General features: G+C 40.0%; 28 protein-coding genes. 12 read left to right on the top strand and 16 right to left on the bottom strand.

Going from position 1 to position 26,170, the window contains the following annotated elements; translation table 11 throughout:
- The first annotated feature begins 376 nt into the window (after window positions 1–376).
- Complete coding sequence (locus BLP52_RS09485) at window positions 377–865, top strand: metallophosphoesterase (protein ID WP_091710248.1); 489 nt, start codon at window positions 377–379, stop codon at window positions 863–865.
- A gap of 12 nt (window positions 866–877) precedes the next feature.
- Here BLP52_RS09485 and BLP52_RS09480 read toward each other — a convergent pair whose 3' ends face one another.
- The 5 genes from BLP52_RS09480 to BLP52_RS09460 are packed head-to-tail and all read right to left on the bottom strand — an operon-like array spanning window position 878 to window position 3,512.
- On the bottom strand, window positions 878–1,273 hold the full coding sequence (locus BLP52_RS09480; protein WP_238380776.1) for a putative zinc-binding protein: 396 nt from the start codon (window positions 1,271–1,273) through the stop codon (window positions 878–880).
- On the bottom strand, window positions 1,258–1,491 hold the full coding sequence (locus BLP52_RS09475; protein ID WP_091710247.1) for a thioredoxin family protein: 234 nt from the start codon (window positions 1,489–1,491) through the stop codon (window positions 1,258–1,260). Before BLP52_RS09475 ends, BLP52_RS09480 begins: the two co-directional genes overlap by 16 nt.
- Window positions 1,492–1,519: 28 nt before the next feature.
- Window positions 1,520–1,702 (bottom strand): 4Fe-4S binding protein, encoded by a 183-nt coding sequence (locus tag BLP52_RS09470; protein ID WP_091710246.1) that lies wholly within the window; start codon window positions 1,700–1,702, stop codon window positions 1,520–1,522.
- Between the two features lie 40 nt (window positions 1,703–1,742).
- Window positions 1,743–2,432 (bottom strand): metallophosphoesterase family protein, encoded by a 690-nt coding sequence (locus BLP52_RS09465; protein ID WP_091710245.1) that lies wholly within the window; start codon window positions 2,430–2,432, stop codon window positions 1,743–1,745.
- Window positions 2,433–2,474: 42 nt separating this feature from the next.
- Window positions 2,475–3,512 (bottom strand): permease, encoded by a 1,038-nt coding sequence (locus BLP52_RS09460; RefSeq protein WP_091710383.1) that lies wholly within the window; start codon window positions 3,510–3,512, stop codon window positions 2,475–2,477.
- A 242-nt stretch (window positions 3,513–3,754) separates the two neighbouring features.
- Here BLP52_RS09460 and BLP52_RS09455 point away from each other — a divergent pair, with 242 nt between their 5' ends.
- The 5 genes from BLP52_RS09455 to BLP52_RS09440 all read left to right on the top strand — a co-directional run bounded on the left by BLP52_RS09455 (window position 3,755) and on the right by BLP52_RS09440 (window position 14,221).
- On the top strand, window positions 3,755–10,120 hold the full coding sequence (locus BLP52_RS09455) for an RICIN domain-containing protein (protein WP_091710244.1): 6,366 nt from the start codon (window positions 3,755–3,757) through the stop codon (window positions 10,118–10,120).
- Between the two features lie 59 nt (window positions 10,121–10,179).
- Entirely contained in the window at window positions 10,180–10,905 is a 726-nt protein-coding gene (locus BLP52_RS09450) for a hypothetical protein (protein ID WP_091710243.1), read from the top strand.
- Between the two features lie 95 nt (window positions 10,906–11,000).
- Complete coding sequence (locus BLP52_RS09445; RefSeq protein ID WP_091710242.1) at window positions 11,001–11,867, top strand: class I SAM-dependent methyltransferase; 867 nt, start codon at window positions 11,001–11,003, stop codon at window positions 11,865–11,867.
- Between the two features lie 645 nt (window positions 11,868–12,512).
- Complete coding sequence (locus BLP52_RS14825) at window positions 12,513–12,632, top strand: symporter small accessory protein (RefSeq protein WP_324292515.1); 120 nt, start codon at window positions 12,513–12,515, stop codon at window positions 12,630–12,632.
- Entirely contained in the window at window positions 12,632–14,221 is a 1,590-nt protein-coding gene (locus BLP52_RS09440; RefSeq protein ID WP_091710241.1) for a sodium:solute symporter family protein, read from the top strand. Before BLP52_RS14825 ends, BLP52_RS09440 begins: the two co-directional genes overlap by 1 nt.
- A 145-nt stretch (window positions 14,222–14,366) precedes the next feature.
- Here BLP52_RS09440 and BLP52_RS14410 read toward each other — a convergent pair whose 3' ends face one another.
- Both BLP52_RS14410 and BLP52_RS14405 read right to left on the bottom strand, forming a co-directional pair.
- Entirely contained in the window at window positions 14,367–14,615 is a 249-nt protein-coding gene (locus BLP52_RS14410) for a hypothetical protein (protein ID WP_154717842.1), read from the bottom strand.
- Window positions 14,616–14,755: 140 nt separating this feature from the next.
- Window positions 14,756–14,914 carry a hypothetical protein gene (locus BLP52_RS14405; protein WP_154717841.1) on the bottom strand — a complete coding sequence of 53 codons (159 nt, stop codon included), beginning with the start codon at window positions 14,912–14,914 and terminating at the stop codon, window positions 14,756–14,758.
- 246 nt (window positions 14,915–15,160) lie between these two features.
- Between BLP52_RS14405 and BLP52_RS14805 the strand changes: the two genes are divergently transcribed.
- Together BLP52_RS14805 and BLP52_RS09435 are read left to right on the top strand one after the other, a co-directional pair.
- Window positions 15,161–15,286, top strand: a complete 126-nt coding sequence (locus BLP52_RS14805; protein ID WP_274377647.1) for a symporter small accessory protein — start codon at window positions 15,161–15,163, stop codon at window positions 15,284–15,286.
- Window positions 15,286–16,872 (top strand): sodium:solute symporter family protein, encoded by a 1,587-nt coding sequence (locus tag BLP52_RS09435; protein WP_091710240.1) that lies wholly within the window; start codon window positions 15,286–15,288, stop codon window positions 16,870–16,872. Before BLP52_RS14805 ends, BLP52_RS09435 begins: the two co-directional genes overlap by 1 nt.
- Window positions 16,873–16,926: 54 nt before the next feature.
- Here the strand turns inward: BLP52_RS09435 and BLP52_RS09430 are convergent, their stop codons facing one another.
- Window positions 16,927–18,198, bottom strand: a complete 1,272-nt coding sequence (locus tag BLP52_RS09430) for an ATP-binding protein (RefSeq protein WP_091710239.1) — start codon at window positions 18,196–18,198, stop codon at window positions 16,927–16,929.
- A 421-nt stretch (window positions 18,199–18,619) separates the two neighbouring features.
- Entirely contained in the window at window positions 18,620–19,315 is a 696-nt protein-coding gene (locus BLP52_RS09425) for a metal-dependent hydrolase (protein WP_091710238.1), read from the bottom strand.
- An 81-nt stretch (window positions 19,316–19,396) separates the two neighbouring features.
- Here BLP52_RS09425 and BLP52_RS09420 point away from each other — a divergent pair, with 81 nt between their 5' ends.
- Window positions 19,397–20,572 (top strand): DUF2117 family protein, encoded by a 1,176-nt coding sequence (locus BLP52_RS09420; RefSeq protein WP_091710237.1) that lies wholly within the window; start codon window positions 19,397–19,399, stop codon window positions 20,570–20,572.
- A 99-nt stretch (window positions 20,573–20,671) separates the two neighbouring features.
- On the top strand, window positions 20,672–21,052 hold the full coding sequence (locus BLP52_RS09415) for an MreA family transcriptional regulator (RefSeq protein ID WP_023843847.1): 381 nt from the start codon (window positions 20,672–20,674) through the stop codon (window positions 21,050–21,052).
- Between the two features lie 25 nt (window positions 21,053–21,077).
- Here the strand turns inward: BLP52_RS09415 and BLP52_RS09410 are convergent, their stop codons facing one another.
- Both BLP52_RS09410 and BLP52_RS14800 read right to left on the bottom strand, forming a co-directional pair.
- Complete coding sequence (locus BLP52_RS09410) at window positions 21,078–21,290, bottom strand: hypothetical protein (protein WP_091710236.1); 213 nt, start codon at window positions 21,288–21,290, stop codon at window positions 21,078–21,080.
- The gene (locus BLP52_RS14800) at window positions 21,287–21,412 is read right to left on the bottom strand and encodes a hypothetical protein (RefSeq protein ID WP_274377646.1); all 126 of its coding nucleotides are present in this window, start codon (window positions 21,410–21,412) and stop codon (window positions 21,287–21,289) included. The genes BLP52_RS09410 and BLP52_RS14800 overlap by 4 nt, the downstream gene beginning before the upstream one ends.
- A gap of 184 nt (window positions 21,413–21,596) precedes the next feature.
- Here BLP52_RS14800 and BLP52_RS09405 point away from each other — a divergent pair, with 184 nt between their 5' ends.
- Entirely contained in the window at window positions 21,597–22,295 is a 699-nt protein-coding gene (locus BLP52_RS09405; protein ID WP_154717839.1) for a hypothetical protein, read from the top strand.
- A gap of 21 nt (window positions 22,296–22,316) precedes the next feature.
- Here BLP52_RS09405 and BLP52_RS09400 read toward each other — a convergent pair whose 3' ends face one another.
- Both BLP52_RS09400 and BLP52_RS09395 read right to left on the bottom strand, forming a co-directional pair.
- A complete protein-coding gene (locus tag BLP52_RS09400) occupies window positions 22,317–23,042 on the bottom strand; it encodes a MinD/ParA family ATP-binding protein (protein ID WP_091710234.1) in 726 nt (241 codons plus the stop codon).
- Between the two features lie 5 nt (window positions 23,043–23,047).
- Complete coding sequence (locus tag BLP52_RS09395) at window positions 23,048–23,455, bottom strand: helix-turn-helix domain-containing protein (protein WP_154717838.1); 408 nt, start codon at window positions 23,453–23,455, stop codon at window positions 23,048–23,050.
- A 172-nt stretch (window positions 23,456–23,627) separates the two neighbouring features.
- Here BLP52_RS09395 and BLP52_RS09390 point away from each other — a divergent pair, with 172 nt between their 5' ends.
- Window positions 23,628–24,305 carry an RAD55 family ATPase gene (locus BLP52_RS09390; RefSeq protein ID WP_091710232.1) on the top strand — a complete coding sequence of 226 codons (678 nt, stop codon included), beginning with the start codon at window positions 23,628–23,630 and terminating at the stop codon, window positions 24,303–24,305.
- 28 nt (window positions 24,306–24,333) lie between these two features.
- Here BLP52_RS09390 and BLP52_RS09385 read toward each other — a convergent pair whose 3' ends face one another.
- From BLP52_RS09385 to BLP52_RS09375, 3 genes are all read right to left on the bottom strand, one after another.
- Window positions 24,334–24,915 (bottom strand): hypothetical protein, encoded by a 582-nt coding sequence (locus tag BLP52_RS09385; RefSeq protein WP_154717836.1) that lies wholly within the window; start codon window positions 24,913–24,915, stop codon window positions 24,334–24,336.
- Window positions 24,916–24,936: 21 nt separating this feature from the next.
- Window positions 24,937–25,701: a GNAT family N-acetyltransferase gene (locus BLP52_RS09380; RefSeq protein WP_091710230.1), complete on the bottom strand. Its 765-nt coding sequence runs from the start codon at window positions 25,699–25,701 to the stop codon at window positions 24,937–24,939.
- A 16-nt stretch (window positions 25,702–25,717) separates the two neighbouring features.
- Window positions 25,718–26,170 (bottom strand): hypothetical protein (locus BLP52_RS09375; protein WP_162272968.1); only part of this gene is annotated, 453 nt, incomplete at its 5' end.

Below are 26,170 nucleotides of genomic sequence, written 5' to 3'. Positions count from 1 at the left end.
ACTGATATTGTAGGTTTTTCATGTGTTGGGAAAAGTTCAAACATATGTTTTAAGATAAAAACAATATGAAAGTTACAAAAATGATCAGAACTTCCGAATCAAAGATACTCAATAAGGGTACACCAATAATTTTGCAATGACATCATATGCCCTGAAAGGTAACCAAGAATGTTTTATTGAAACTGGTATGGCTTTTTTACAATAGCCGACCTCATTGGATGTTATTAGGAAAGTTCTGGACAATGGATGGTTCTATATATTATCGGAACAAAATTAGCTAGTTAAAACATTAACATAACTTTCGAATGTTTGTGACCGGGGCATCTGAAAAAGAATAAATCCTCTCCGAACCATTCTTTAGTAGTGGAGAGATAAAATGATCGGAATCATGTCAGACTCGCATGACAATATGGATGCTATCAAAGCTGCTGTGGAATTATTCAACAAGAAGAAAGTAAAAACCGTTCTTCATGCAGGAGATATAATATCACCTTTTACTGTATCTGCTTTCAGCAAACTTGAAGCTGATCTGTATTTTATTTTTGGGAACAATGATGGTGACAAATTGCTTCTGAAGCAGAAGTTTGAAGAAATCGGAGCTGAATGCTGTGGTGAGTTCGGTGATCTTGAGATAGAAGGAATGCGCATTGCACTCATCCACGGAATATATGAAGCTCCCGTTGATGCTCTTGCAGAATCAGGAGATTTTGATGTGGTTATAAGGGGACACACCCATCACGCCGGCGTTACTGAAATTAATGACACACTATTGATCAATCCAGGTGAGACAGCCGGGGTGCTCACTGGGAAACGCACTGTTGCACTGCTAGATCCGGAACTTGGAGTGGAAATAGTAGAGATATGATAAAGGGATGCTTTAGAGCATCTCCTCCACCTTTGACAGGAATTCCTGAACCTGTGAAGGGTCAAGGTCAAGTTCCTTATTCTTTTTGATATCCATGTCGGTGAGCAGTATGTGTTTACCTATTGGAATACCTGCTTCTTCCATTGTTGCCTTTGCACAGTTTACCGGGCAACCGTCAATCACTATAATAGATTCACAGGCTTCTGCAGACTTAAGCAGACCTGAGCGTTTGCCACCGATACCTACGGTGCACATCATATTACCAGTACCCTTCTTATGTAACTCTACAGCAATAGCGTTGCTTAGCTGACCTACATTAGATGCACCTGCGCATGGGAATATTCCTATAATAGAAGCACCACATGAACATTTTGCTTTCTCAGACACAGGTATTACTGTGTTATCCATTCAATAACCTCCTCGACCTTTGGAACCCTGCCAACGATCTTAACATCGCCGTCTACGACAACTGCAGGAGTTATGAGAACACCATATGCAATTATATCATCCATGTCCTCTACCTTCACGATCTCAGCATCAACACCTGCCTTGGCAACTGCTTCTTCAACGAACCTCTTTGTCTTGTCGCATTTAGCGCAACCTGTACCCAATATCTCTATTTTCATATTATTCATCTCTTAAACTCAAATCAACTCAAGGAAACACTTTTATAGCGTCAAAATCACAGGCATGAACGCAAGTCATGCAATATTTACATGAATCCATCCTTGCAGGGAAACAGATTCCATCCTTAAGCTCAAGGATACCGTTCTGGCATGCATCAACACATGATCCGCAGCCTGTACATTTTTTATCATAAACTGCAACAAATACCATTAGAATACTTCCTGTCCTTTAATGGACTTGTATGAGAATGTCAGTACCCTCTCTTTAATATAGCTATCAGTTCATCAGGATGAGGCATACTTTCTTCTATTTTACAGCATGTTCTATCAATATCATAATCAAGTCGGATAATCTCAGCTTCACCTGATGCAGTGTCAAACACTGCACAACTGGCTTTACATTCACCATCTCTTGGCTGACCTACGGAACCAGGATTTACTATCAGCATATCCTTGAACTTTCTGACAAACGGTTGATGTGAATGACCAATAAAAAGAACGTCTGCATCAATTCCACAGATCATCTCTTCAAATTCATCATCAGGAGTTTCCGGTTTCATGTACTCATAATTTGATCTCGGACTTCCGTGTGTGAAATATAGTTTTAGCCCATCAATTTCCTTCTGGATACTGAATGGAAGATGGCGTAAAAAATCCATCTGTTTTTCAGATGTCACATCCCATGTATAATCCCGGGTTGCAACTGAAAGATGCTTGTACTTATAACCACAGCCACATTCCATACGTGAACCTACCGCAGCATCATGGTTTCCAAGAACAGTTTCGATTTTGTTCTCCATGATAAAATCAATACATTCGGAAGGTGAGGGACCATAATCCGCAAGATCACCAAGGCATACAACTATATCATGGCGAACAGACATTGCGGCATCAAGAGCTTCCTTATTTCCGTGAATGTCTGATATAAGTAATATTTTCATCTTAGCACCAATCTTTTAGTTTTAGTAATTGGGAATTATGTGTTAAAAAATATACATTCCAAACACGTATCCTGCTATTGCTGCTACTACTACTACAAGAGAAATATAGGTCATTCCTTTCTGGAAACCCATTATCCTGTTTATTACGATCATATTTGGAAGACTCAGTGCCGGGCCTGCAAGCAGCATTGACAGAGCAGGACCTTTTCCCATTCCAAGAATTGTGAGTGCACTTATGATGGGGACCTCTGTCAGTGTGGAGAAATACATCAGAGCTGCAGCAACCGAGGCAATTATGTAGGAGGTTACAGTGGTTCCACCTACGTATTTAACAACGTATTCTGCTGGAAGAAGTTCCACAATGATACCTGCAAAGAATACACCTATAAGCAGAAGCGGGGTAATCTGTTTCACAAGGAACCAGGTTTCTCCCATCCAGCTTTCAAGTTCATCCCTGTCAAACCATTTCAGAGATACATATACTGTGATAAGTATCAGGGGAATCTCCACAAAGAGCATTGGATTCCATGTTGGCAGGATTTCCGGTGTTACAAGGATTGCAAGCAGCAAAAGGAAAAGCCATACTGTATGAGCATGCTTTTCGTCACCGAATGTCTTGATACCTTTTTTCTCGACATCCTTTCTTTCGTATAGGAAAGACATTACAAGACCTATGAAAACTGAAAGCAGAATTGCAATGACAGCTCTTGCAACACCAAGGTCGTATCCGAGTATCTTTGCAGTATAAACAATGGCCAGTACATTGATAGCCGGGGCTGAGAACAGAAACGTGGTGGCCGGGCCGATTCCGGCGCCTCTCTTATAGATACCTGCAAAAAGTGGCAGGACCGTGCAACTACACACGGCAAGGAGACAACCGGAAATGGCGGCAACCGAATAGGAAACATATTTTGGTGCGTCAGCCCCGAAGAATTTCAAGACCGACTCTTTCGAGAAGAGCGAAGCTATTGCACCTGCCAGGAAAAAGGCAGGGATCAAACAAAGTAGTACGTGCAGGGCAAGGTACTCTTTGACCGATGCAATACCAATATAAGCCAGGTCTATGATGTAAGATGTCATTGTTTCAAAATATGTTGAAATACTATTTATAGATTTGGTTTCAAATGTTTTTGAAATATCTTCGATAACTGAATTCAAGATACTAATAAATCATATCATTATTTCCATCTTCAAGAACAATAATATCCAAATCTAAGTATATAATAAACATGAAACAATTAAAAGCAATTTGGGAAGATTATTATAGATGAAATATAAAATATGTATGTAAGGATCAAAGTTCGGGGGTTGAACTTTACACTATGTCTGTCCGGATAGCTGGCATATATTCCTCTTACCACAAGAAAGCGATTAAGCTTTTTGCGCTCTGTACAATTTACCTGTTGATAGGATCGAGCATTTACCCTGCTTTAGCTACTTCCAACGATAACAACTTTTACAATTCTTCCGAGGAAAAAACATCTATTTCACCCTCTGAAATTTCTTCACTAAATGCACTTGCACAATCTGTTGCTTTTGCGAACCAGCATAATCCTGGAGTGGATATTGATACTATAATAGTCTCGATACAAAACAATATTACAAATCAAAATAACAATGGAACGTTTCAGGGTATCCGTGCACTTGCAACTGATGTTTCTGATATTGATATGAACCTGACAAAATACGGTCCAGACAGTGACGGGGACGGTATCCCTGACTCTGTTGAACTTATACTGGGAACAGATATTAATAACACTGATTCTGATTTTGACCAGCTTGATGACCTCTTTGAGATCAATAACGACCTTGATCCCCTTGAACCTGATTCTAATTATGATGGCCTTGCAGATTATTTTGAAGTTCACAATGTTTCATCGAATGACATCGATGGCGATGGATTTGTAAACGCATGGGACCTTGATAACGACAATGACGGTGTTATCGATGCCCTTGATCTTTCTCCTTTTTCAAGATCCAGCCCAAATGAGAGCTTTGAATTCAATATATCATCGAATGGAAATCCCACCTACCTCAACTTCCAGATAAGACCGGAAAACGAAGAGCATTTGAAATTGCTTTCCCAGAGCTGGGACTGGCCTGATGATTCACTTGCAACCATGAAGGATCTAAATGGTTCTACAGAGGATGTCACGGTCACTCCAATGCTGGAACTGACAATTCCTGTTGACTGCAGGATAATATCTGTTGAGAACGGAGAAAGTCTGCAAGCTCCTACAGATGCTGGTAAACTGAATGTAACCACTGGTAATTATTCCGGTGAAGACTATCAGCTCTGGAGACTTGAATTGAGAGATGATGGTTATTATAGAATTATTTCCAGTAACAGCAGCAAATGCCTTGAGGTTTTCAATGCCAGCACAGAGGATATAGCAAATGTCACCCTTGGAAACTACACAGGCGATGAATATCAGCTCTGGAAACTGGAACTAAACAGCGACGGGGTCTATCAGATCACTGCCAGACACAGTGATAAGTGTCTGGAAATACATTCCGATATCAATGGAACCACTGTGGTCCAGAATAGTTCTACCGGATCAGATCTGCAGTTATGGGAAATTGAACTTGTTGGTGGTATAGCATCCGATTCTGATGCTAAAGAGAATTATGGAATTGTCACCACACTGGGCAAAGCCTACGTTCCCCTTTCTCCTGTGAAGGATTTTGGTGATACCGTGGCTTTGAACGGTCGCATGTTCTATCCACAGGACTCCTCACTGGAAACGATTACGCAGGCACAACTTACGTGGATGGTGTCAGGAAAGACCGACAGGCCAAAGAAAGTACTGCTAAAAGCGTTCAAGGATCAATATGTATCAATAGATAATACAGACTCCAGACTTGTTGCAGAAAGTACCTCAGTAGCAAGCGCTGAAACATTTGAGATAGTGTACCTCAATAACAACAAAGTCGCATTGAAATCCTCCAGTGGAAAATATGCATATGTTTCCGATACAGAAGAACATAAACTAATTGCAGGCAGCAATGACATTGGTAGCAGTGAGATATTTGAACTGCTTGATCTTGAAAATAACCAGATAGCTCTTAAAGCTGACAACGGACTTTACGTTTCCGCAAAAAATGGTGGAGGATCCACACTAATTGCGAACAGTGATAAAAGAGGAGACTGGGAAACTTTCACACTGGAAACAAGTGAATATGAATCGGTTACCACAACCCTTGCACAGTATCACGAGAATTTTATGCTCACTGGCTTTAATGTTGAAGAGAACCAGAGGTCGGATTTCGGACTATTCTATAGTGATGATAAGAACCGAACCTTTGAAGCTGGTTTCGTTTTTTCCTATGCATACTTAAGGGACCAGACACCCTTTGAACAGATGCCAGAAAAGTTGCAGAATGAGTATAATGTGACTATTAACTATGAAACCGGCTCTGCAAGCCATCAGGACGAAGCCCTTGCAAAGATAACTGGTGAAATGACCTCAGATATACTGTCAACCCTGCCTTCCGGTATGATACTGCCTGTAATAGGTTTGTTTGAGGATGAATTCAGATATCAGTCCATGGATGACATGGCTATGGGCTCATATATTACAGGGAATAGTTTTGATATCGGACTTAGGAGTCAGCCTCTTATCACCTCAAAGAGCATGAAGATGACATGGTACGATACTGACACAAATGAAAGTATCACTACTGAAGAAATGCTGGAAGAAACCAGGCAATGGGGTCTGTCGAGGAATCTTGATGTTGAAACACTTGCAACATTTATGAATCTCATGATCGCCTGGGAGACCGGCGAATCAACGGTGACAAAAATCGGCCAGGTAGAGACTGATTTTAATTTCCCTGAAGGAAATGATGTACTTGATGCCATTGATAGTTACGGTATATCAGCTATTGACTTTGTATGTAACCTGATAATCGGAGGAGCTGCACTCTATTCATATCTCACCTTTGTAAAGCTAGAGCCACTCGCACCAATTGCAGGTCAGACTAGCTGGAAACTCATGGCAGCAATGACCGAATCGGTCTCAGAGATACGTAATGGTTTCCTTGGTGCAGTTAACAGGATATCCAGTGTATTATCTGCAATAGGCTGGGTCGTCATAGGTGCTATCGCATTCTACGCCTTTTGGTCAATAGCTTCCAGTGAAGGTTGGTCAGGATATGGTATATTCGTTGGTACAATGTATGCTGTGCTCATGATCATATATGCAGTTGCTCTGGCAGCTATAGCTGCGATTCCTGTGGTGGGATGGGCCATCGCATTACTTGTTGCCCTGTCAGACCTGATAGTAGGATGGATATTCGGTAAAGGCTGGTCCCAGATGTTCTTTGAATGGTTTATCGGGCTTTTCCTTGATGTGAGGGTCAAGACTGAAGTGGACCTGAAAATGCTGGATACTTCGGTGAATGTAGTGGACTATACTGAAAACGGCCTGACAGCAGGTGACCGTATCGAGATGGAAAGCAAGTTCAAGGGAATTGTTACAAGAACATCCCGTGGATCATATACAAACCTACAAAATAGCTACATACGCCCCAATTACCAGTACAGTTCCGCATATACATTAGCAGGTAGCAGTTCCACTACAGAGGGTTTGACGACCTATCTGAATAATTACTATAAGAAAGAAACAGAATATACGACTGATCTGTGGGTTGAACCTGATGCAGCTGTTAACTTCCCATTTAAGTTCTGGCTGAGTACAGGCTATAGAGTATACTATGATAAATGCTGGTGGCTCTTTGGATGGCACTGCAGTGAGAAAAGCAATTCAGGCATCTCTGATTCAGATCCTTCTACACTCTACTTTGATGTCATGCCTGCAGATATTGATGAATTCTTAGAGTGGACAGCCATTTCACCCAATGATCCCGATGGTGATGGTGTCCTCTACACTGATGAGCTGCTTAATGGCACAAGTTACCTGAGACTGGACACCGACAATGACGGATTGTCCGATGGATATGAGATCGAGTATGGCACCATTCCTGTGAACAAGGATACAGATGGTGACGGACTTGAGGATGGGCTTGAACTGCGTTATGGTTATGATCCGCTTGTATGGGACACCGATGGTGACAAGCTCAGTGACTTCGAAGAGTATCATGGATGGGACATTGAATTTGATTTTTATGATGAGACCTTTTCGCAGCACGTGTGGTCAAGCCCATTGGTCAATGATACGGATGATGACGGACTTACCGATTTCTATGAGTTCCTCAAAGGATTGAACCCCAGATCCAAAGATACTAACGGAAACGGTATTTCAGACCTTTATGACACGAACTTCACAGCTAAGGCTTATGTCAGCAATGTAGACATGAACGGCATGGGAAGGAATATAAAGACAGACCCTGAAACGAACATCACAGCAGTTATCGATTATACACTGATTGGAAAGGTAAATTCCACAAATGAACCTGCAAGGTGCTGGCTCTTTGTAAGTCTGGATAATTCCACACTGCATGAGGAAATATACAACGGCACACCTGCCATTGGTAATGAGACCTATGGATCTGCGACCCTGAACTTTACTGCACCTAATAGTACTGACATCTTTGCACTTAGATTCTACCAGACATGGAATACATCCATGCCCGCTCCTGCTGAAGATGACAGGGAGATCATAGGAATAGTTGACACCAGCTATTATCCTGCCAGGGAAGGATGGGTAAACTCCGGTGCTGACAAGGATAAGGACAGCCTCATAGATGAAAATGAACAGATAGGCTGGTCAGTAACCATTACCAATTCGTCAGGTACATACACCATCCACGTTACAAGTGATCCCCGCTACAAGGATAGTGACTTTGATGGTCTTACCGACCACGAAGAATGCTACCTTGATGAGAACAGTAGTTCTAATCCCAGAAACTCCGACACGGATAATGACGGTCTTAATGATTTCACTGAAAAATCACTTAACACCAGCCTGATTAATTATGATACTGATGGAGACGGGCTGGATGACAGTACGGAGGTATTCTTCGGAAGTGATCCACTTATCCAGGATACGGATGGTGAAGGCCTTAATGACCTTGCAGAGTTCGTTCTGTCATCCAACCCACTGAAGAAAGATACGGATGATGACAACCTGACGGATTATGAAGAAGTATTGTTCAATTCAAACCCTCTCAAACCGGATTCCGACGATGACGGACTATTCGATAGTCTTGAGAAGTCTTTCACATCAGATCCGCTCGATCCTGACACCGATGACGATGGCCTGTCTGACGGTACAGAAGTGTATGGTTCCGGTACAAGTCCCCTGCTGAATGATACAGACTTCGACGGACTTAGAGACAATGAAGAACTTGAAATGAAGACAAATCCATTGTCTGCAGATACCGATAACGATGGATATACTGATCTTCAGGAAATCAACTTTGCCACCAATCCATTAAAGGAAGATACTGATGGCGATAACATCAATGACTCACTTGATACTGATTCGGTTCTGGCAAATGTCAGGAACATTACGGTCGTATATGATGCAAGCGAGGACAATGAAGAACTGCTGGACACCTTGAGCAGGTATACCAACATTAGCGTTTATTCTGCAGATGAGTTTTTGATGAACCATTCGGATGAAACTTACGTACTTCTGCTGGGAAGACCGGAGAATGTGAATGGAACAGCCGGCAACATCAGCTATAATGTGCTCAGTAACGATGAAGATACACTTTCCAGGATGCTGGCATCTGATTATGACCGGATGGTTGTCAGGTATGGAGTATGGAACAGCACGCAAACAGTTTTCGTGCTTTCTCAACCCTACATGTATGATTATTGCAGGATACTGCACACATTCAGAAGCCAGCGTGTCACAACTTCCTCTGACTCTGTACTGACAGAATTCATGGCGCCTTCTAATATTTTTGTAATCGATTCCGCCGATTTGATTAAAAGGACTGACTCAACAGTAGGAATGGTCCTTGATGCCAATGTAACACCATGGATCAAGATCAGAAAATCAGGTTCATCGGTACGTACCTTGACTTCGGGCACCGGACTTGCATCAAATGAATATGCAATTGGAAAATACCTTGATATTATAGTCAGTGAGAATGTCGAGAATGCAACTACTGATATTATCAATGGTACCCTGATCACGATATACTATCGCTTCAATGAACTGGACCGCAATGGTGACGGAGACCTTACTGACAGGACTGACATTAATGAGAACACTCTGTGCATATACTATCTGGATGAAAATACCGGCAGGTGGACAAAGTTATCTAATGCAGGTGTGGACACTTCCAATGTAGAAATGTATGGAGAGGTCTATGAAGGTCATGTGTGGGCAAGAGTCTCACATCTTTCCAGCTTTGCCCTGGCAGGAAAACAGATCACACCGGAAGATGATGGTGCTCCCCTGGATTCAGACAGGGATGGATTGCCAAATGTGGTTGAGTACAGGATAGGAACCGATCCGTTCAACCCGGATACTGATGGCGATGGCATAATCGATTCAAAAGATGATGAACCTCTGGTGGCGTTTAGATCTGTGCAGGAAAATGCTGACGATACAGTAATAGAAGTTCCCGCTGAAGAATCTGAACTGCACACAGATATACAGGAGATTCCTGTGCCTGAAAGTACAGCACCTGTGAATTATATCTGGTTTGCTGTTGCAGGTATTATAGTCCTGCTGGCATGTGTGATTGTTGTTCTGAAGAGGAAGAAATAGAAACTAAAATAACTGGCATTGAGAAAACAAACATGTTTGTAAAACGCAGGTGATTCAAAGTGTCTGATAAAAAGGGAATTGACAGGCAGATTTTTGTTATTCTTGGTATCATCTGTGTTTTGATAGTTTTTGCTCTGTTTTATGTTGAGCACCGGGAAATAAATGATGCATACGCTCTTGCAGGCAGGATCATCGATACTTCAAAAGATGTTGATTCCTACCAATTCAACATATATAGCAATATTTCAATGCTAGGTGAGTCTTTCAGGCTGATGGAAGGAACAGGATCAGTGAATTATCCTGACAGGGAAATGTCTGTCAGCCTTTTATCTATGGAAGATTCCATGGACCTTATTGTAGCTGAAGAAAATGCTTACACTAGAAATAATAATGATACCTGGAATAAAAGAAAACTCAACCAGCAAATGTGGGACAATTATGACCAGTTGACCCAGACAAACCTGCTATTAGCAAATTCAACTGAACTGAGCATGGAAAGAACAGATTCCTACCTTATCCTCACTGCATTGCCGGATAATAGTACATTGATACAGGAAGCTGAAAAAGCTGGCCTGAAGCTGAAAGGTGATGAGAGACTGACCGACTACAGCATCCGATTCTTTATCGAAAAGGAAAGTTATCGAATTGCTGCCATAGAAAGCCATACGGAATTCATGATGAACGTACAGGGTCTGGTGTCGCCTGTGGCTATACGCAACCGTGTCGAGTTTTACAATTATGATAATGGAGATAAGATCGAAGCACCTGTCATAAATGTTCAATAAGACATAACAAACTCGGGATTTTAAGTACTGCATCAAATAGTACTAGTTTTTCAGCACACCATTAAAGGTATATCTGAAAAATACAATTGTGCACTATGTCACTGAAAGCCATTGGAAAAGTATCTAATTTTGCAGATGAAAAAACAATGCAGCTACTTGCACTCTGGAAAGAGAGTGTCAGTATTGTCGAGCTTGAGGACACAGATGCTGAAAATTTCATCTATGAGGATTATTCGCATTACATTATAATCCACGATCCTCTTGACATGGAATTCCCGGAAAAGAGAGATGAGTGGAATAAAAGATTCTGCGGGGACGCAGGTGTGTCCGTTGTTGAACTTATAAAGGTCAATGAAAAACAGATCTATCTCAAAGGTCTTTTTGCCATGAATCATGCTTCAGTTTATGGAATTGTTCCTTACACATCATTTGATAATCCGGATGCTGATTTTCCACCAGCCGGAATGGAGATACTTAAGAAGCAGACCATGGAAGTTGCAATGCCACAGGCCAACGGCAAGAGCATACTGGATGTTGGATGTGGTGTCGGAAGCCTTACATTGCAGATGGCAAGGATGAATCCGGAGTCACAGGTTATGGGAATCGATCTTCTGGAAAAGACCATGGAACAATGCCGCTTGAACGCTATTGCATATGATATTAAAAATGCGGAGTTCAAGGCTGAAAGTGTCTATGAACTTCCTTTTGATAATGAGAGTTATGAAACTGTAACTTGTTTCTTTATGCTACATCATCTTGATGATATTCCAAAGGCTCTTTCAGAGGTCAGAAGAGTGGTTTCAAAGAACGGTACTGTACTGGCAGTTGAACCACTGGACCACCACCATGGAACTGAAAGAGGTATTCAGGACTGGGTAGACCACTTTGAGAAAGCGGGTTTCTCAGTTGAGACACAACAGATAAGCAGAGCCGTTTTTATAAAGGCTGAAGTAAACTGCTGATCAAACAAAAGTTGCATTTACAGTTTAATATAAAAAGTATTGCTGACCACAAAAAAGGATGTGGATAATTCTAGAGAAAGTGGTCAACAATAATTGAAGCAGGACCAAAATTGAATTGGGGTTGGGGAAGGGGTGGTACTTTGTTGGTTGTGTAAAGTTCCTGCTTCAACTCAATATCGTTGAGAGTACATAGTATTTAAATATATTCTATTTTTATAAAGTACACAGTGTCTACTGTCCCCGAAATAAACTTAAAACAACTTATAAATGGTTTATTTTGTATAGTTGATCGTGCAGAGATAGACTTAGCTAGCGAATGACCTTTTTTGATAATACATTCATCGATACTGGTTATCTTTTTATTAATAATAAGGAGGAGCGGGCGCATGACACCCGCAGAAAAAAGATGTGCAATGTCCTCTTTTTAAGAGGAAGTGCCTGACATGTTTTTGTCATTGCACCGTTTTAGTTCAGTGTTACAATCACTACTTGTTTTTAACACTAAATCTAGTGTGACTCGTTTTTATTTATAATTAATGCCAGACTTCAATCCAATAGATAAAATTTAAATGTCTGAATTATATCGAAAAGTTAAAGTACGTTTCGTGTTAACAATTGCCATTATCACTATTGGAGTTGCTAATTATGCTGGGAATAACAGACCCACAAATATGGATTGCATATATCTTATGCTTTGTAAGTGCCATTGGATGTGTCATCTATGGACTTATACACTGGAACGACGATGAAGAGGAGGAAGACTGATGGCTGTCAGTACTCCTGTTCTTGGACTGGCTGTACTCGCCTACATGATGGTGGTCTTCTACCTGGGCTGGGTCGGCTACAAACAAACAAAAGACAATGACGACTATATGCTTGCTGGAAGGAAAGTCAATCCTTTTGTGCTTGCATTCTCCTATGGTGCTGCATTTATCAGTACTTCAGCTATCATAGGATTCGGAGGTTATGCCGGGGCATTCGGTCTTGGAATACTGTGGCTGGTTTTCATGAATATCTTCGTGGGAATCTTTATCGCTTTTGTAGTATTCGGATCAAGGACAAGACGCATGGGTGTAAACCTCAAGGCTGTCACCTTCCCGGAGCTTATCGGAAGAAGGTTCCAGTCAAGGTTCATCCAGGGATTCTCTGGTGCACTAATCACTATATTCATGCCACTTTATGCAGGCAGTGTTCTGATAGGCGGTGCACGTTTCATGGAAACAGCCCTGAATATCGATTATAATATCGCTATCCTTATTCTTGCAATAATCGTTGCAGCTTATGTAATTACAGGCGGACTTATTGCTGTTATGTACACTGATGCCCTGCAGGGTGTGCTTATGTTCGTAGGAATGGCCATTTTGCTTGTATTCACTTATTCAAAGCTGGGAGGGGTCACCGAAGCTCACCAGGCACTCACAAATATGGCATACCTTGTGCCGGATAACCTTGCTGCCATCGGACACACGGGATGGACTACCATGCCAACATTTGGTTCACCAACATGGTGGACACTTGTATCAACCATAATACTTGGCGTCGGTATTGGTGTACTTGCACAGCCACAACTTGCAGTGAGATTCATGACCGTAAAGAACACACGTGCCCTTAAAAGAGCGGTTCTTTCAGGCGGGCCTTTCATTTTCATGATGGCAGGTGTGGCATACATTGTCGGTGCACTGTCCAATGTATATTTCTTCAACACCCAGGGAATGATTTCACTTGAGGTTGCAGGTGGAAATATCGACAAGATAATGCCGGAATACATTAACAGCGCAATGCCAGATTATTTTGTAGTGTTCTTCCTGCTGACACTTCTTGCAGCAGCTATGTCAACACTAAGTTCACAGTTCCACGCCATGGGAACTGCCTTTGGACATGATTTCTATCGCCAGGGAGTTATGAATGGAAAGATAGGAAAGACGATTACTGTTACAAGAGTCGGTATCGCTGTAACAATTTTCATCAGTGTTGTCCTTGCATACATTCTCCCACCGGGAATTATTGCAAGAGCAACAGCAATATTTTTCGGACTCTGTGCAGCAGCTTTCCTCCCGATGTACTCAGGAGCTATTTTCTGGAAGCGTATGACAAGACAGGGAGCTGTAGCAAGTCTTCTTATTGGTACTTTCAGCAGTCTTTTCTGGCTCACATTTGTGCATGCCAAGGAAGCTACCGCGCTTGGAATCTGCCAGGCACTTTTTGGACAGGCAACACTTCTTACGGGAACATGGACCCTTGTAGACCCGATCCTTGTTGCTACACCACTGTCATTTTTGGTGGCGATTATCGTGAGCCTTATGACAGAACCAATGGCAAAAGAGCATGTTGAACAGTGTTTTAAGAAAAATTAATATACATTTTAGGTAATGATCAATTAACAGGATTCGTTGGTTGATCAGTTCTTTCTTTTTTAATGGTTTGATTTCTATTTTGCATGAATACAAAATTGTGTCAGAAAAAGTAAAAGAAAAGATAGCTTATGGCTCTTCTTTAACCTTATTTTATTCTCGTCAGAACCGCGAGTGAAAAAAATACAATTCCTGCAAGAGCAGTGAATCCAGGAGTGTCCTGTGTTTTTTCTTTTGCTACAGGTTCTTCTACTTCCTCATTCATTGATGATGGTGCAGGAATCTGCTCTATGGTTTCACTTACTTCGATGCAAATAACTAAAAATATGTTTTGTTCGACATATTGATGGTTAAATAAAATATGTTCAGGAAAAAAATATTCGGCATAGTAAACCAAACTCAATAGACGTGTTTTATAAATAAGATGTCCATCACATCTCGTATTAAGTACATATAGTATATATTCATGTACATTATTTCATATAAATTTACAGACTTTTTTTATATTAGTTCATATATTGTATGAATTGCAATCAACTACATGGATGAAAGAGAGTAGTTGAAGAAGTCATCACTAAAAAGCCACTTTACCGTGGAAATCTGTGAAGAGTAACCTTCACCACAGAAATGCAGTGGCATGATCACATTTATATAAATGCTGGCAACAAGTTTCCTCTCTATAAAAGAAAGTCCCATTTCATCACCCTTTTATAAATAATGGTTTGCTTTCAAAACGCCAGCATTTATATTTTTTATATTGTTTTTATGAAAATACTTAAGCACATAAAATTCTAATGAGTAAAATAATACCTTCATCAAAACTTTTTTACCAGCCGCAGGCATACAATTTCATTTACTAACCTTTAAATACAGTGCCATGCTAACAAATGACATGTTAACAACTATCATTATTATTTATACAAAATATATGGAAGGAGAAAAATGCTTGGAATAGATGACCCACAGATATGGCTGGCTTACATACTATGCTTTGTAAGCGCCATTGGCTGCATGATCTATGGAGCCCTTAAATGGAACGACGATTCCGACGATGGAGAGGTGGACTAATGGTACTAAGTACGCCAGTTCTCGGAATAATTATTCTTATATACCTCATGGTGATCTTTTACCTCGGGTGGCTCGGATATAAGAAAACAAAACAGACTGAAGACTATATGGTAGCCGGAAGGCAAATACATCCTTATATTCTTGCACTGTCCTATGGTGCAACATTTATCAGTACTTCAGCCATCATCGGTTTTGGTGGAGCCGCCGGTGCCCTTGGTATGGGACTTTTATGGCTTGCATTTATGAACATTTTTGTAGGTATCTTTATCGCATTCGTATTCTTTGGTTCCAAGACCCGCCGTATGGGACTTAACCTAAATGCGGTTACATTCCCAGAACTTATCGGAAGGCGTTTCCAGTCAAGGTTCATACAGGGATTCTCAGGAGCATTAATAGGCATCTTCATGCCACTCTACGCAGGTATTGTACTTATCGGAGGAGCAAGGTTCCTTGAATCAACCCTAAGTATAAACTATGACGTTGCAGTCCTTATTCTCACAGTAATCGTTGCAGCCTATGTAATTACAGGCGGACTTATCGCTGTTATGTATACAGACGCCCTTCAGGGAACACTTATGTTCATAGGAATGGCATTCCTTCTGGTATTCACATATGCAAAACTTGGCGGAGTAACTGCAGCCCATTCAGCACTCACAGCTATGAATAATCTGGTACCTGAAAGTCTTGCAGCAGGAGGACATCTGGGATGGACATCCATGCCTGCATTTGGCTCACCAATATGGTGGACACTTGTATCAACACTTGTACTTGGAGTAGGAATTGGTGTAGTTGCTCAACCTCAACTTGCAGTCAGGTTCATGACAGTAAAGAACGACACTGCACTCAACAGAGCCGTACTTGTCGGAGGACCTTTTATCCTCATGATGACAGGAGTAGCTTTTACGGTCGGTGCGCTCTCAAACGCATACTTCTACCAGACACTAGGTAAGATATCAGTTGTCGTTGCCGGTGGAAACACTGACCTTATCATGCCGGAATTTATCAACAGTGCGATGCCAAGTACTTTTGTAGTTCTGTTCATGCTAACCCTGCTGGCAGCAGCAATGTCAACACTGAGTTCACAGTTCCACACAATGGGAACATCAATAGGACATGATTTCTACCGTGAATACCTGAAAAAAGGAGAACTCGGTCAAACTATCAATATCACAAAGGCAGCAATCGCATTCACAATCCTTGCAAGTGTCGTGCTGGCATACATACTTCCGATCAGTATCATTGCCCGTGCAACTGCGATATTCTTCGGACTTTGTGCAGCAGCTTTCCTGCCAATGTACACAGGAGCACTTTTCTGGAAGCGTATGACAAAGGAAGGAGCAATTGCAAGTCTGCTTGTTGGTACTTTCAGCAGTTTGTTCTGGCTGGCATTTGTGCACAAATCAGAAGCTGTACCACTTGGAATCAGCAAGGCAATATTTGGTGTTGATACTATCCTCACAGGAACCTGGACTGTCGTAGACCCGATACTTGTGGCGACACCACTTGCATTTGTAGTTGCTATCGTAGTCAGTCTTATGACAAAGCCAACACCGCAGGAACACCTTGATACCTGTTTTAAGAAATAAGATCAATTCGAAATTCGGGCATTAATTGCCCATACTTCTTTTTTTGAAAACGACTTACTCAGCCTCAAAGAATACATTACTCTCAGGATTCATCAAAGGCAGATCAATATGGAAAGTCGAACCTTGATTAATTCTGCTCTCCACCCTGATATTACCCTTATGACAATTAATAATCCTCTGACAGATATTAAGTCCAAGTCCCATACCTGAATATTTCCGTGTTAGTGAACTGTCTCCCTGATAGAACTCTTCGAATATACGGGAAATATTTTCTTCAGGAATACCGACCCCATTATCCCTGATACTCAGATATAGACGATCATCTTCATGTCGTGCAGATATGGATATAGTGCTACCTTGCGGAGAAAATTTGATCGCATTGTCAAGCAGATAACTAAAAGCATGGAACAGTTTTTTACTATCACCACGAATGACCGGCATATCATCTGGGAATTCCGTGTGTAATTTCAACTGCTTTTCCTTTATTGAACGTGCAGAATGCACAAGAGTAGTTTCTACAAGGTCAGAAAGATTCAGTGGGAGAAAATCGTATATGTGAGTATCTGAGTGATCTATTCCCACATATTGTAACGAGTCAACTATTCTTTCAAGTTTGTTAATATTAATAAGAGATTTATCAAGTGCCTCGCTCTGGGCATTACAAACAGGTCCTAAGATCCCGTCATATAGAAGTTCATTGTAGCCTTTGATGATTGATAAAGGAGTTCTCATTTCATGACTGAAAATGGATATCAATTCTTTTTTCATCTGATCCAGGGAACTTATTTTTTCTCTGCTGGAAGAAAGCTCTTTTTCATAATCAACCAGAAGCGATTCATAAGTCCTGAGTTTCAAATTGAGCTTTCCGGCATTTACAAGAAGATCAAGGAATTTACATGTACGTGATATAAACATCTCTATATCTGAATTTTTAAGTACCGGTACATTACATACAACTCCCTTACATCCCATATCATATTCCTGGAGGAAGGGACCTATAAAAATCGAGGCAATGTGCCTGCCTTCAAAAACAAACTGGAACATAGCATGTGTCAGATCATGGGTGCATCGGTACAGATGATAGGTTTTTTGACCAATGTCAGTTTCATTATTCACATTATCTTTTTCATAATGCAGACAACCACAGGTGTAACATCTGATTGTATTGTTCCCTTCACATGGAACAGACTGATCATCCGGTAAGGACAAAACTGTATTATTAAATGAATCAAGCACGGTACAAGATATACTGTAATCCCTGCAGAAAACATCCATGAGTTCATGTAGTTCTCCTACATTTACAAGGTCAGTAAATCCATATTCCATAGTTATCACTACTCAATACCTGCCACTTTGAAATAAAAAAGCAATAACATTGCATTTTTTTGTTGTCTTAGTACTTCACTAGTATATATAATAATAGGAAACATAGTTACATTTTGAGAAAATATATTTATAATGATTTAATGAGATGGATTTGGTTAAAGAACACATCAACATTATTAAATACTAAATAATAGTACATGCCCTTCCTGGCACATAATACATCATGCGGCAAGTGATGATATCAGTAATAAGATTACAATAAATCTAATTATAAAGGCAAAAGCCGTATGACGAGAACTAGAGGGGATATATGTTATAAATAAATGTAACTCGACTTTTGCCTATGACTCCTTCGACATAATGAAATATAAAGCTATCCGTAGTATATAAATGAAGAATAAAATATTTTATAGCAAAACCCTTATAAAATTATAGGGCAGTCAATTTCCATAATCAACACTTCCGCATCAGACACCGTTTTTACGAGACTTACAAAGTACTGTGAATCCTGAGCAATACCATCAAAGGTATTGTAATGCATAGGTACAACCGTTCTGGGGCGCAACATCTCCACTGCCAGTGCGGCATCTTCGGGGCCCATGGTGTAACGTCCTCCAATTGGAAGAAGTGCTATTTCTGGATCATACAGTCTGGATATAAGTGTCATGTCACCAAAAAGTCCTGTATCACCTGCATGATAGATCGACCTTTCACATGCTTTTATAACAAAACCTGCAGCTCTGCCGCCATCTATCTTCCTTCCTGCTTCATCAATAGAAGAAGAATGCCTGGCATCGGTCATCGTAAAACTTAAGTTCCCTATCTTAACTGTCCCACCTATATTCATGCCCTCTGTTTTAATATCCTTAGACTTCAGGTACTGGGACAACTCATGTATGCAAACCACTGTACAACCTGCTCTTTTAGCAATTTCCACGGTATCACCAAGATGATCCCAGTGCCCGTGAGTAACTGCAATAATATCCGGCCAGAGTTCATCTGCTTTGACCTTTGCTGAAGGATTTCCTGTAATAAAAGGATCAATAAGGACCATGGTGTCATTCACATCTATCCTGAAACAGGAATGACCTATCCAGGTAAGTACAACATTATCCATGAAGCAAAAACAGTACAGCAGAATAAGAGTTTGTCGACAGAAGTAATAATAGATTTAAACTGAGAAACAGAATAACTAGCCATGGAAATAGGCATTGTCGTGCATGGACCAGATGTTGTGGACACAGGAATGGCCTCAAAAGTAATTGACAGGACAAAGGAACTTGGAAATGTTTCTGTGGTCATGGCAGGTACCATCGGGAAAACAGCAGTCCTTGACGCACATCTTGAAAATATAATAGACATAAGTAAAAGTTTCAAGCCCAGCAGGTGTATAGAGGAATATTTTCTTACAAAGGATCTGGTCATACTTCTGAACCATGGTAAGACAACTGAAAATGGCCTTCTTTTTGCAAATATTGTTGTTTCAAGAATTGAAGACAGAAATGTAAAACCGCTTGTGCAGATCGAGCGTCCGGGTTTATTAGATGGAAAGATAATTCCATGGAATTTCAAATCTACAAACGAAGCTAAGAAAATCTCAGAAATGTTTGATCTGGAACTTGAAGATGTACCTGAACTTGTCATGCCAATAAGTATTGAAGACCATGGACACCGTATAATCAGAAATGTTTACGGTGTTCATGTGGGAGAAAAGATCATGATCAACGGAATAATCGTAGGATTTGCAGAATCCGAAGATATCCGTATTATAAGCGAGAATGGATTTATCCATGAGATTACAGGTGCCAGAATAAAAGAACACGGTCTTGAGAAGCTGCATGGCTACAATAAAAGGATCCCCATTGATCTACGCGCATGCTGGGTCAAAAGTGGACCTTTAAGAAATGGCAAGTTCTCTGTTCGCAGGAAAGAAAGAACTTCTGAAACCGATGAAAAAACGGAACCGAGCATCTCAGATACAAGCAATAATACAAATCCAGAATCAGAGAAGATAAAGGCTGTTATCATTGACCATGAAGCTGAAAGAACTTTTGAACTAATAGACGATGCAGACATTGCAGTGACCATAGGTGATGATACCACAGATATTGCTGCGGACATACTCTACAGGCTGAGAATACCAATCATAGGAATAACTGATGGGGATATTGATGGGTTTTCACACATGAAACACATTTATCCCGGCTCTGTTGTGATACGTCTTGAACCAGGTAATGATGACATTATCGGTAAAAGGATACGAGAAGAGATTTTTAATGGAAATACAGTTGCTGAGTTCAATTCGATTAATTCATTAGTGAACAATATATTCACATTGTCGAAAGAATTAATCATTTTTAGAAAAGATTATTAATTATTATCTGCTTTAAATTTGCGCATATATAACTTTAAATATAATAATGTCATACTATGAAGTAGAGCTCACTAGAGCATAACGTAATAAGGGGTTATTATGAAAGATTTTGAAGTAAAGATACTTGATGACACAGACTATAAGTTCATTGAAGCACTGAAAAGCCTGGGAATGTCCAGGAACGTAGCAACCACACTCACCTACCTTTCAAATGTGGAAGAAGCATCTTCTCAGGAGATCGAGATGAGCACTGGTCTGAGGCAGCCAGAAGTAAGCGTGGCCATGAGGCACATGCGTGAAAGAAACTGGATTGATATCCACAACAAGAAAGCAGTCGGAAAAGGCAGACCTACAAAGATCTACAGACTTTCCGCTCCTGTTGAAGATATCATCAAACACTATGAGCAGAAGATCATAGAAGACACTAAGACAACGATGGACGCCATCACTAAACTTAAGGACATTACAAAAAGAATGTAAAGTTTTTAAGTGTGTCCGGTCGGAATCATCCTTGTGAAGCAATACACATGATGGTCAGATTGCCGGGCACAGCAATTCCATCAAATGGAACACTTTTTTTATCTTTTAAAAGAAGGACAGTTTCCTGGTTTATACCAAGAATGTCCAGAACGTTTTCATAAGTAGTATCAACCGGAACAGTCAGTTTTTTGTTTGAAAGGTCCGAATTGATCAGTTCAATGTCAAGCGTTATTGTCACTCTACTATCTCACCATCCGGGGACCTTAAATCTTTGAGGTTTTCCTGTATAAGTTTTGCATCTAGTTCTTCGTACTTCTTTTCACCCTTACGTTCATAGTCTCTTTTATGGAACTTTGACATACGAAAACACCTCGAGTAAAATCTGCTGCAATAGGTATTAACCTTTTCGGGAAAAATAGGATACTTACCTCACAGATAAGATACAAATCGATATTAGATTTTAAAATACTGGAAAAGTCCAGCATAAATTAGAAAGATATAAATTCTCCCCGGTACAGTGTAATTATACATCGTAAATAATAAAATGGCAGTGGTAACGATAGAGATGGCCAATAGTACGCATGAGAGAACACTTATAGATTTTCTTGCTGTGCTCAGGGAAAAAAGCTCAGTTTTTTGCTATAAGGATAATTTGCAGGCACCAGAATTTGTGACAAGGATCACACAGGAAATAGAAAAAGAAGATAGAATTCCTGTGATCAAGATCTGCTGGAATGAGAATGAATTGGATAACGAGGGGTTTGCAGGCAATACAACTTCATTCTATATTTTCAGGAATTTTACCACCACACTTATCAAAATTGAAAGGATGCTCTCTAAGAAAAAACATCTGATAATTGTATCGGACATAAGCAACCTTGAAATAGAACAGAATTCACGTCCATATATTCGCTTCCTGTCAATACTTCTTCGCAAAAGCGAGGAATATGAAAGTACCATGATAGCCCTTGTCGGGGAGAAATGCAGTAATCCACTGGTAAAGGCAGAACTTATACCCCATTTCAATAATGCATTCCTCCTTACAGAAGGAAAAGTAATAAAGAACAGAGAAGGATTTTCTGATGTTAAATATTCAATAAAAGGTGATACTGTCTACCTTGAACCATTCATGCAGGATGATATGAATAAAATAAAAGAGATCTTCAGTCTCACACCTGAAGAAAAGAAAGAACTTGACAGGATAGTTGGTGAGAGTCTTGAAGAATACAGGACATCCCTATAAACCAATCCTATCCAGAACTATTTAATTTACAAGCTTTTCTGCGATCTTTTTTAACTCATGGCAATATTCACATTCAGGATCGTCCTGCATTGCGATCTTCCGAGACCATGATTTTGCAACGTAATCATCGTATGTGATAAGTCCTAATAGCTCAGTACCAAGCTTATTACTGAAATCAGACACAATAGACATTATATCATCCCTTTTTTCAGCCGGTATCCTGTTAAACAGAAGAGCTGCATGAGTTTCCAGTTTTGCAGACATACTGGACAATACATAGGTCCCCCTGATATCCTGAATATCAATAGTTGAAACGATCACTGCCTTATCAACTATGTTCATCGTCAAAAGACTTGATTTATTGATACCCGGACTGCAGTCAAAGAGAAAATGATCAATCTCAAGCTTGTCTTCAAGTTTTTTTACCAGAGAAAGTATTTTATCCCGGGCTTCACCGGGTGTGTTAAACATTGCAGATATGTCTTCTTCACATGCTTTAGAAGGAACTACATAGACACCTGTGTCACCATATTTGTAAACAACATCCTCTGCACTGCAGACACCCTGCAGATAATCGATGAGTGTCATATCATATCTTATATCAAACAAAGAATGCAGACCCGGACCATTTACATCAGTATCGATTATGCACACTTTGTTTCCCTTTTGAGAGAGCATGACCCCCAGATTTCCAACAAATGTTGTTTTTCCCGTACCACCCTTATATGAATGAAAACTCAAAAGCATTTTACTCACCCAAGTAATTGGTCAAGTTTGTTCTCAACCTCTTCCACTGCAGACCAATATTCATTGTTCTTGTTATCAACTTTCTTGCTAAGAGAATAATAGATCTTTTTACCTTTTCGCTCTCTTTCAAGCCAACCGGCTCTGTAAAGCTCATTGAGGTATTTATTCTCTATTGAACGATGTCTTCCTGTGATATCGCTCACTTCATCTGCAGTGCATGAAGCTAATTTAGAAACGGCGAACAATGATTTACGGATAGAATCAGGAACTGTCAGGAAAACAGCCATTTTATCATTGATTGCTGGCGAATTACGGGCTTCAAGATCTGCCATACGTAATTCCAGTAACTTCAAACGCTCGTTTATATCCCTAAGATATTCCAAAATCCCGTTGTTGTTTTGAAGGTCGGACATGATAATCAACATGAAGAAGAATTATTTGATTGTAATATCAAATTTAATAGGGCTGATTATATATAAGCTTGCTTAAATACATTCTATATTAAATGATATATTATCGTTAATCTTTTTAAAATTACGACAACCTTATAAAATATCAATACATAAACGGGATAAAGTGGACGAAATGAGAAGCCCATCATATATCACAAAGCTGGATGATCTTCTTTACGGAGGACTGATCAAGCCATCATCCATTCTGATCGCGGGTTCTTGTGGGACGGGTAAGACAAATCTCTGTATGCAATCACTTTTCAATGCTGCCAGAGAAGGGGAAAAATGTGCTTATGTCTCACTGCTTTCGGAATCAAAAGATAAGATAATCAGAGCAATGTCTTCGTTCTCATTTTATGATGAGAAACTTATAGATGACAGGCTGAAAGTATTTTCCATAAATTCAGATGTTGTGGCAAAAGGTGATTTTGCTATTTTCGAATACATCAATGAAAATATCCTGAAAAGCAAACCTTCCAGAGTTGTAATTGATACCATGAATGTTCTGGAAGATATTGAAAGTACTTTCGATGAACGGCCATTCCACAAATCTGAACTTCGTGCTTTTGTACAAAATCTGTTCCAGGAATTTGACGATAGTGATATACTTCTATTAGCTACCGGTGAGATACCTGCTGAAAATATAAATTCAAGTATCTGGTCATATATCTTTGACACAGTAATAGTACTTGATACAATGATCTATGATGACAGCAGTTATCGTTTCCTTGAGATAATCAAAGAGAGGGGAAGTGATTTTATCGCCGGAAAACACAAGTTTACTATCACAAAGGATGGAATTACTTTTTAGATGATTCTAGTTCACTAAAACATCTTTTTCAAAGATGGATGGTAAGGTCATCCAGTTCACGCTGGCAATGGTTCTTGATAATATTGTTAAGTCTCATACGTACGGTTTTTATTCCTTCCTCACTGGTGAAATGTGAAAGTACGTCTGTAAGCTGGTCAACCATCAATTGATAATCCCTTTCCGTGCCTACATCCCTGAGTTTTTGCATTGCAGACTCTGCTACCTCAGGAGTCCATTCCTCATTTGTATAATATATCTTATCTTCAATCTCAAGCTTTTTTCTTGCCACATCATTATTGACCCTTGCAAAGATAAGTTCAACAGTATGAGGATCACCTACAAATTCATTCATGAACTGCATGATGTCCATAACAACTTCAAAATAAGGAATCTCCGGATTCTCAGAGTCTTTAAATATCTGAGACAACTCCAGTCTGATGTTCTTCTCGGCTGGTTTTAGAAGATAGCTGGTAATATCATCTATAATAGCCGCACAATTACTACCATCCATATTAGAGGATAATTCATACGTATTAGTCGGTAATACGTTAAACTTTCCGTAATATTTCAATAAATTCTTACGCAAACGCTGGACATCTAAATTTGCCAAAATATCACCTGAATTATCTGATTATTTAAAGTCAAATCCCCTGATAAAAGAGTTCATCTCGCCTTCCAGTTTACTATCCAGAAGCTCCTTTGAACTTTCAAATAGTGTTAAAAAATCACTTATATCTTCTGAAGTGATGCTCTTTCCCATATTACGTCTGAATTTGAGTGCCTCGTAACTGCCAATAAGTTCAGGCATCACCATTCTGGGATAATCTTCAGCCATTATTTTCAGCATGCTCCTTGCACGAGGATATGGAAGCATCAGATATCCTTTATACCTGGGAGAAAGGCCACTGCTTTTAGTATTCAGAGCAATAAAACCCAGTTTATTTTTGAAGAAACGTGCTGCACCTGAATTATCTGGCATTGTAATTACATTGGTCTTCAAGCGATTAACAGCAATAGCAAAAAGCAGGCGACCTATGCCAACATGCCTGTGTGCAGGATGTATCTCAATACTTCTTAACAAATGAATAGAATGATTTACTACATTGGTTCTGCCACGATAGGTTCTTTCTGTTTCCTCTGATATTTGCTCAAATCTTGCAAAACCAAGTAGTTTATTAGTGTCTTTAACTGCAACAAATAATGAATGACCAGAACTTAGAGAGCTTTTGAGCAGGAAATCGTATGGCATACCAAACTTGTTATGGAAATAATTAAAGCCGATATTAGAAGAATTTCCAATATCAATATCAAGCTGATCCACCGATGAGCCTGCTTCAAGTACACCATAACTGATGTTTCCTGCTACGTGTAATATATTCATACCTTCAACTGACATTTTTAATCATCTGATCTCAAACATTTACAGTGCCTGCAACCGAATAGAAAGTATACCTGCCTTTTTTGACAGTATCCACCATCTGTTCCTGTTCCAGATAGCCCATGACAAGAGAGAGCTTTTCAAAGTCTATCGGATAACCGCTTTCTTTTATCTGTTTCTCGAGCTGTTTCAGGGTTGCTGATCCTGCAATTGAAAGTTGCCCGACTATTACTTCCTCTATAGGCATGTCCTTTAATCTTATAGGCTGTATCTGCTCAGGAGCTTCCGGTATGATAATTTCAGCTTCAGACAGGGTCAGATCCGTTTGATTTTTCAAAATCTCATTGGGACTAAGATCTAAAGACTCAAGATCAAGAGGAACTTCCTCGGGAACAAATTCTGAAGACTCAAACTCAACTGGAACATCATCGGGACTCATATCCAAAGATTCAAGATCAAGAGGAACTTCTTCAGGTACAAATTCTGA

Origin of the sequence: Methanolobus vulcani, assembly GCF_900100715.1 — an archaeon.
Taxonomy (GTDB): domain Archaea; phylum Halobacteriota; class Methanosarcinia; order Methanosarcinales; family Methanosarcinaceae; genus Methanolobus; species Methanolobus vulcani.
The sequence above is the reverse complement of the archived record's forward strand: the minus strand, read 5'-3'. Positions and strand labels throughout refer to the sequence as shown.

Coding starts and splice junctions, on each gene's coding strand:
- BLP52_RS14405 (WP_154717841.1), bottom strand. CDS start 14,914: ATGGGACTTTCTTTTATAGAGAGGAAACTTGTTGCCAGCATTTATATA.
- BLP52_RS14800 (WP_274377646.1), bottom strand. CDS start 21,412: ATGTCAAAGTTCCATAAAAGAGACTATGAACGTAAGGGTGAAAAGAAG.
- BLP52_RS09480 (WP_238380776.1), bottom strand. CDS start 1,273: ATGGATAACACAGTAATACCTGTGTCTGAGAAAGCAAAATGTTCATGT.
- BLP52_RS09435 (WP_091710240.1), top strand. CDS start 15,286: ATGGTACTAAGTACGCCAGTTCTCGGAATAATTATTCTTATATACCTC.
- BLP52_RS09475 (WP_091710247.1), bottom strand. CDS start 1,491: ATGAAAATAGAGATATTGGGTACAGGTTGCGCTAAATGCGACAAGACA.
- BLP52_RS09460 (WP_091710383.1), bottom strand. CDS start 3,512: ATGACATCTTACATCATAGACCTGGCTTATATTGGTATTGCATCGGTC.
- BLP52_RS14805 (WP_274377647.1), top strand. CDS start 15,161: ATGCTTGGAATAGATGACCCACAGATATGGCTGGCTTACATACTATGC.
- BLP52_RS09430 (WP_091710239.1), bottom strand. CDS start 18,198: ATGGAATATGGATTTACTGACCTTGTAAATGTAGGAGAACTACATGAA.
- BLP52_RS09390 (WP_091710232.1), top strand. CDS start 23,628: ATGAGAAGCCCATCATATATCACAAAGCTGGATGATCTTCTTTACGGA.
- BLP52_RS09425 (WP_091710238.1), bottom strand. CDS start 19,315: ATGGATAATGTTGTACTTACCTGGATAGGTCATTCCTGTTTCAGGATA.
- BLP52_RS09445 (WP_091710242.1), top strand. CDS start 11,001: ATGTCACTGAAAGCCATTGGAAAAGTATCTAATTTTGCAGATGAAAAA.
- BLP52_RS14825 (WP_324292515.1), top strand. CDS start 12,513: ATGCTGGGAATAACAGACCCACAAATATGGATTGCATATATCTTATGC.
- BLP52_RS09470 (WP_091710246.1), bottom strand. CDS start 1,702: ATGGTATTTGTTGCAGTTTATGATAAAAAATGTACAGGCTGCGGATCA.
- BLP52_RS09395 (WP_154717838.1), bottom strand. CDS start 23,455: ATGTCCGACCTTCAAAACAACAACGGGATTTTGGAATATCTTAGGGAT.
- BLP52_RS09415 (WP_023843847.1), top strand. CDS start 20,672: ATGAAAGATTTTGAAGTAAAGATACTTGATGACACAGACTATAAGTTC.
- BLP52_RS09405 (WP_154717839.1), top strand. CDS start 21,597: ATGGCAGTGGTAACGATAGAGATGGCCAATAGTACGCATGAGAGAACA.
- BLP52_RS09465 (WP_091710245.1), bottom strand. CDS start 2,432: ATGAAAATATTACTTATATCAGACATTCACGGAAATAAGGAAGCTCTT.
- BLP52_RS09440 (WP_091710241.1), top strand. CDS start 12,632: ATGGCTGTCAGTACTCCTGTTCTTGGACTGGCTGTACTCGCCTACATG.
- BLP52_RS09400 (WP_091710234.1), bottom strand. CDS start 23,042: ATGCTTTTGAGTTTTCATTCATATAAGGGTGGTACGGGAAAAACAACA.
- BLP52_RS09455 (WP_091710244.1), top strand. CDS start 3,755: ATGTCTGTCCGGATAGCTGGCATATATTCCTCTTACCACAAGAAAGCG.
- BLP52_RS09485 (WP_091710248.1), top strand. CDS start 377: ATGATCGGAATCATGTCAGACTCGCATGACAATATGGATGCTATCAAA.
- BLP52_RS09380 (WP_091710230.1), bottom strand. CDS start 25,701: ATGTCAGTTGAAGGTATGAATATATTACACGTAGCAGGAAACATCAGT.
- BLP52_RS09420 (WP_091710237.1), top strand. CDS start 19,397: ATGGAAATAGGCATTGTCGTGCATGGACCAGATGTTGTGGACACAGGA.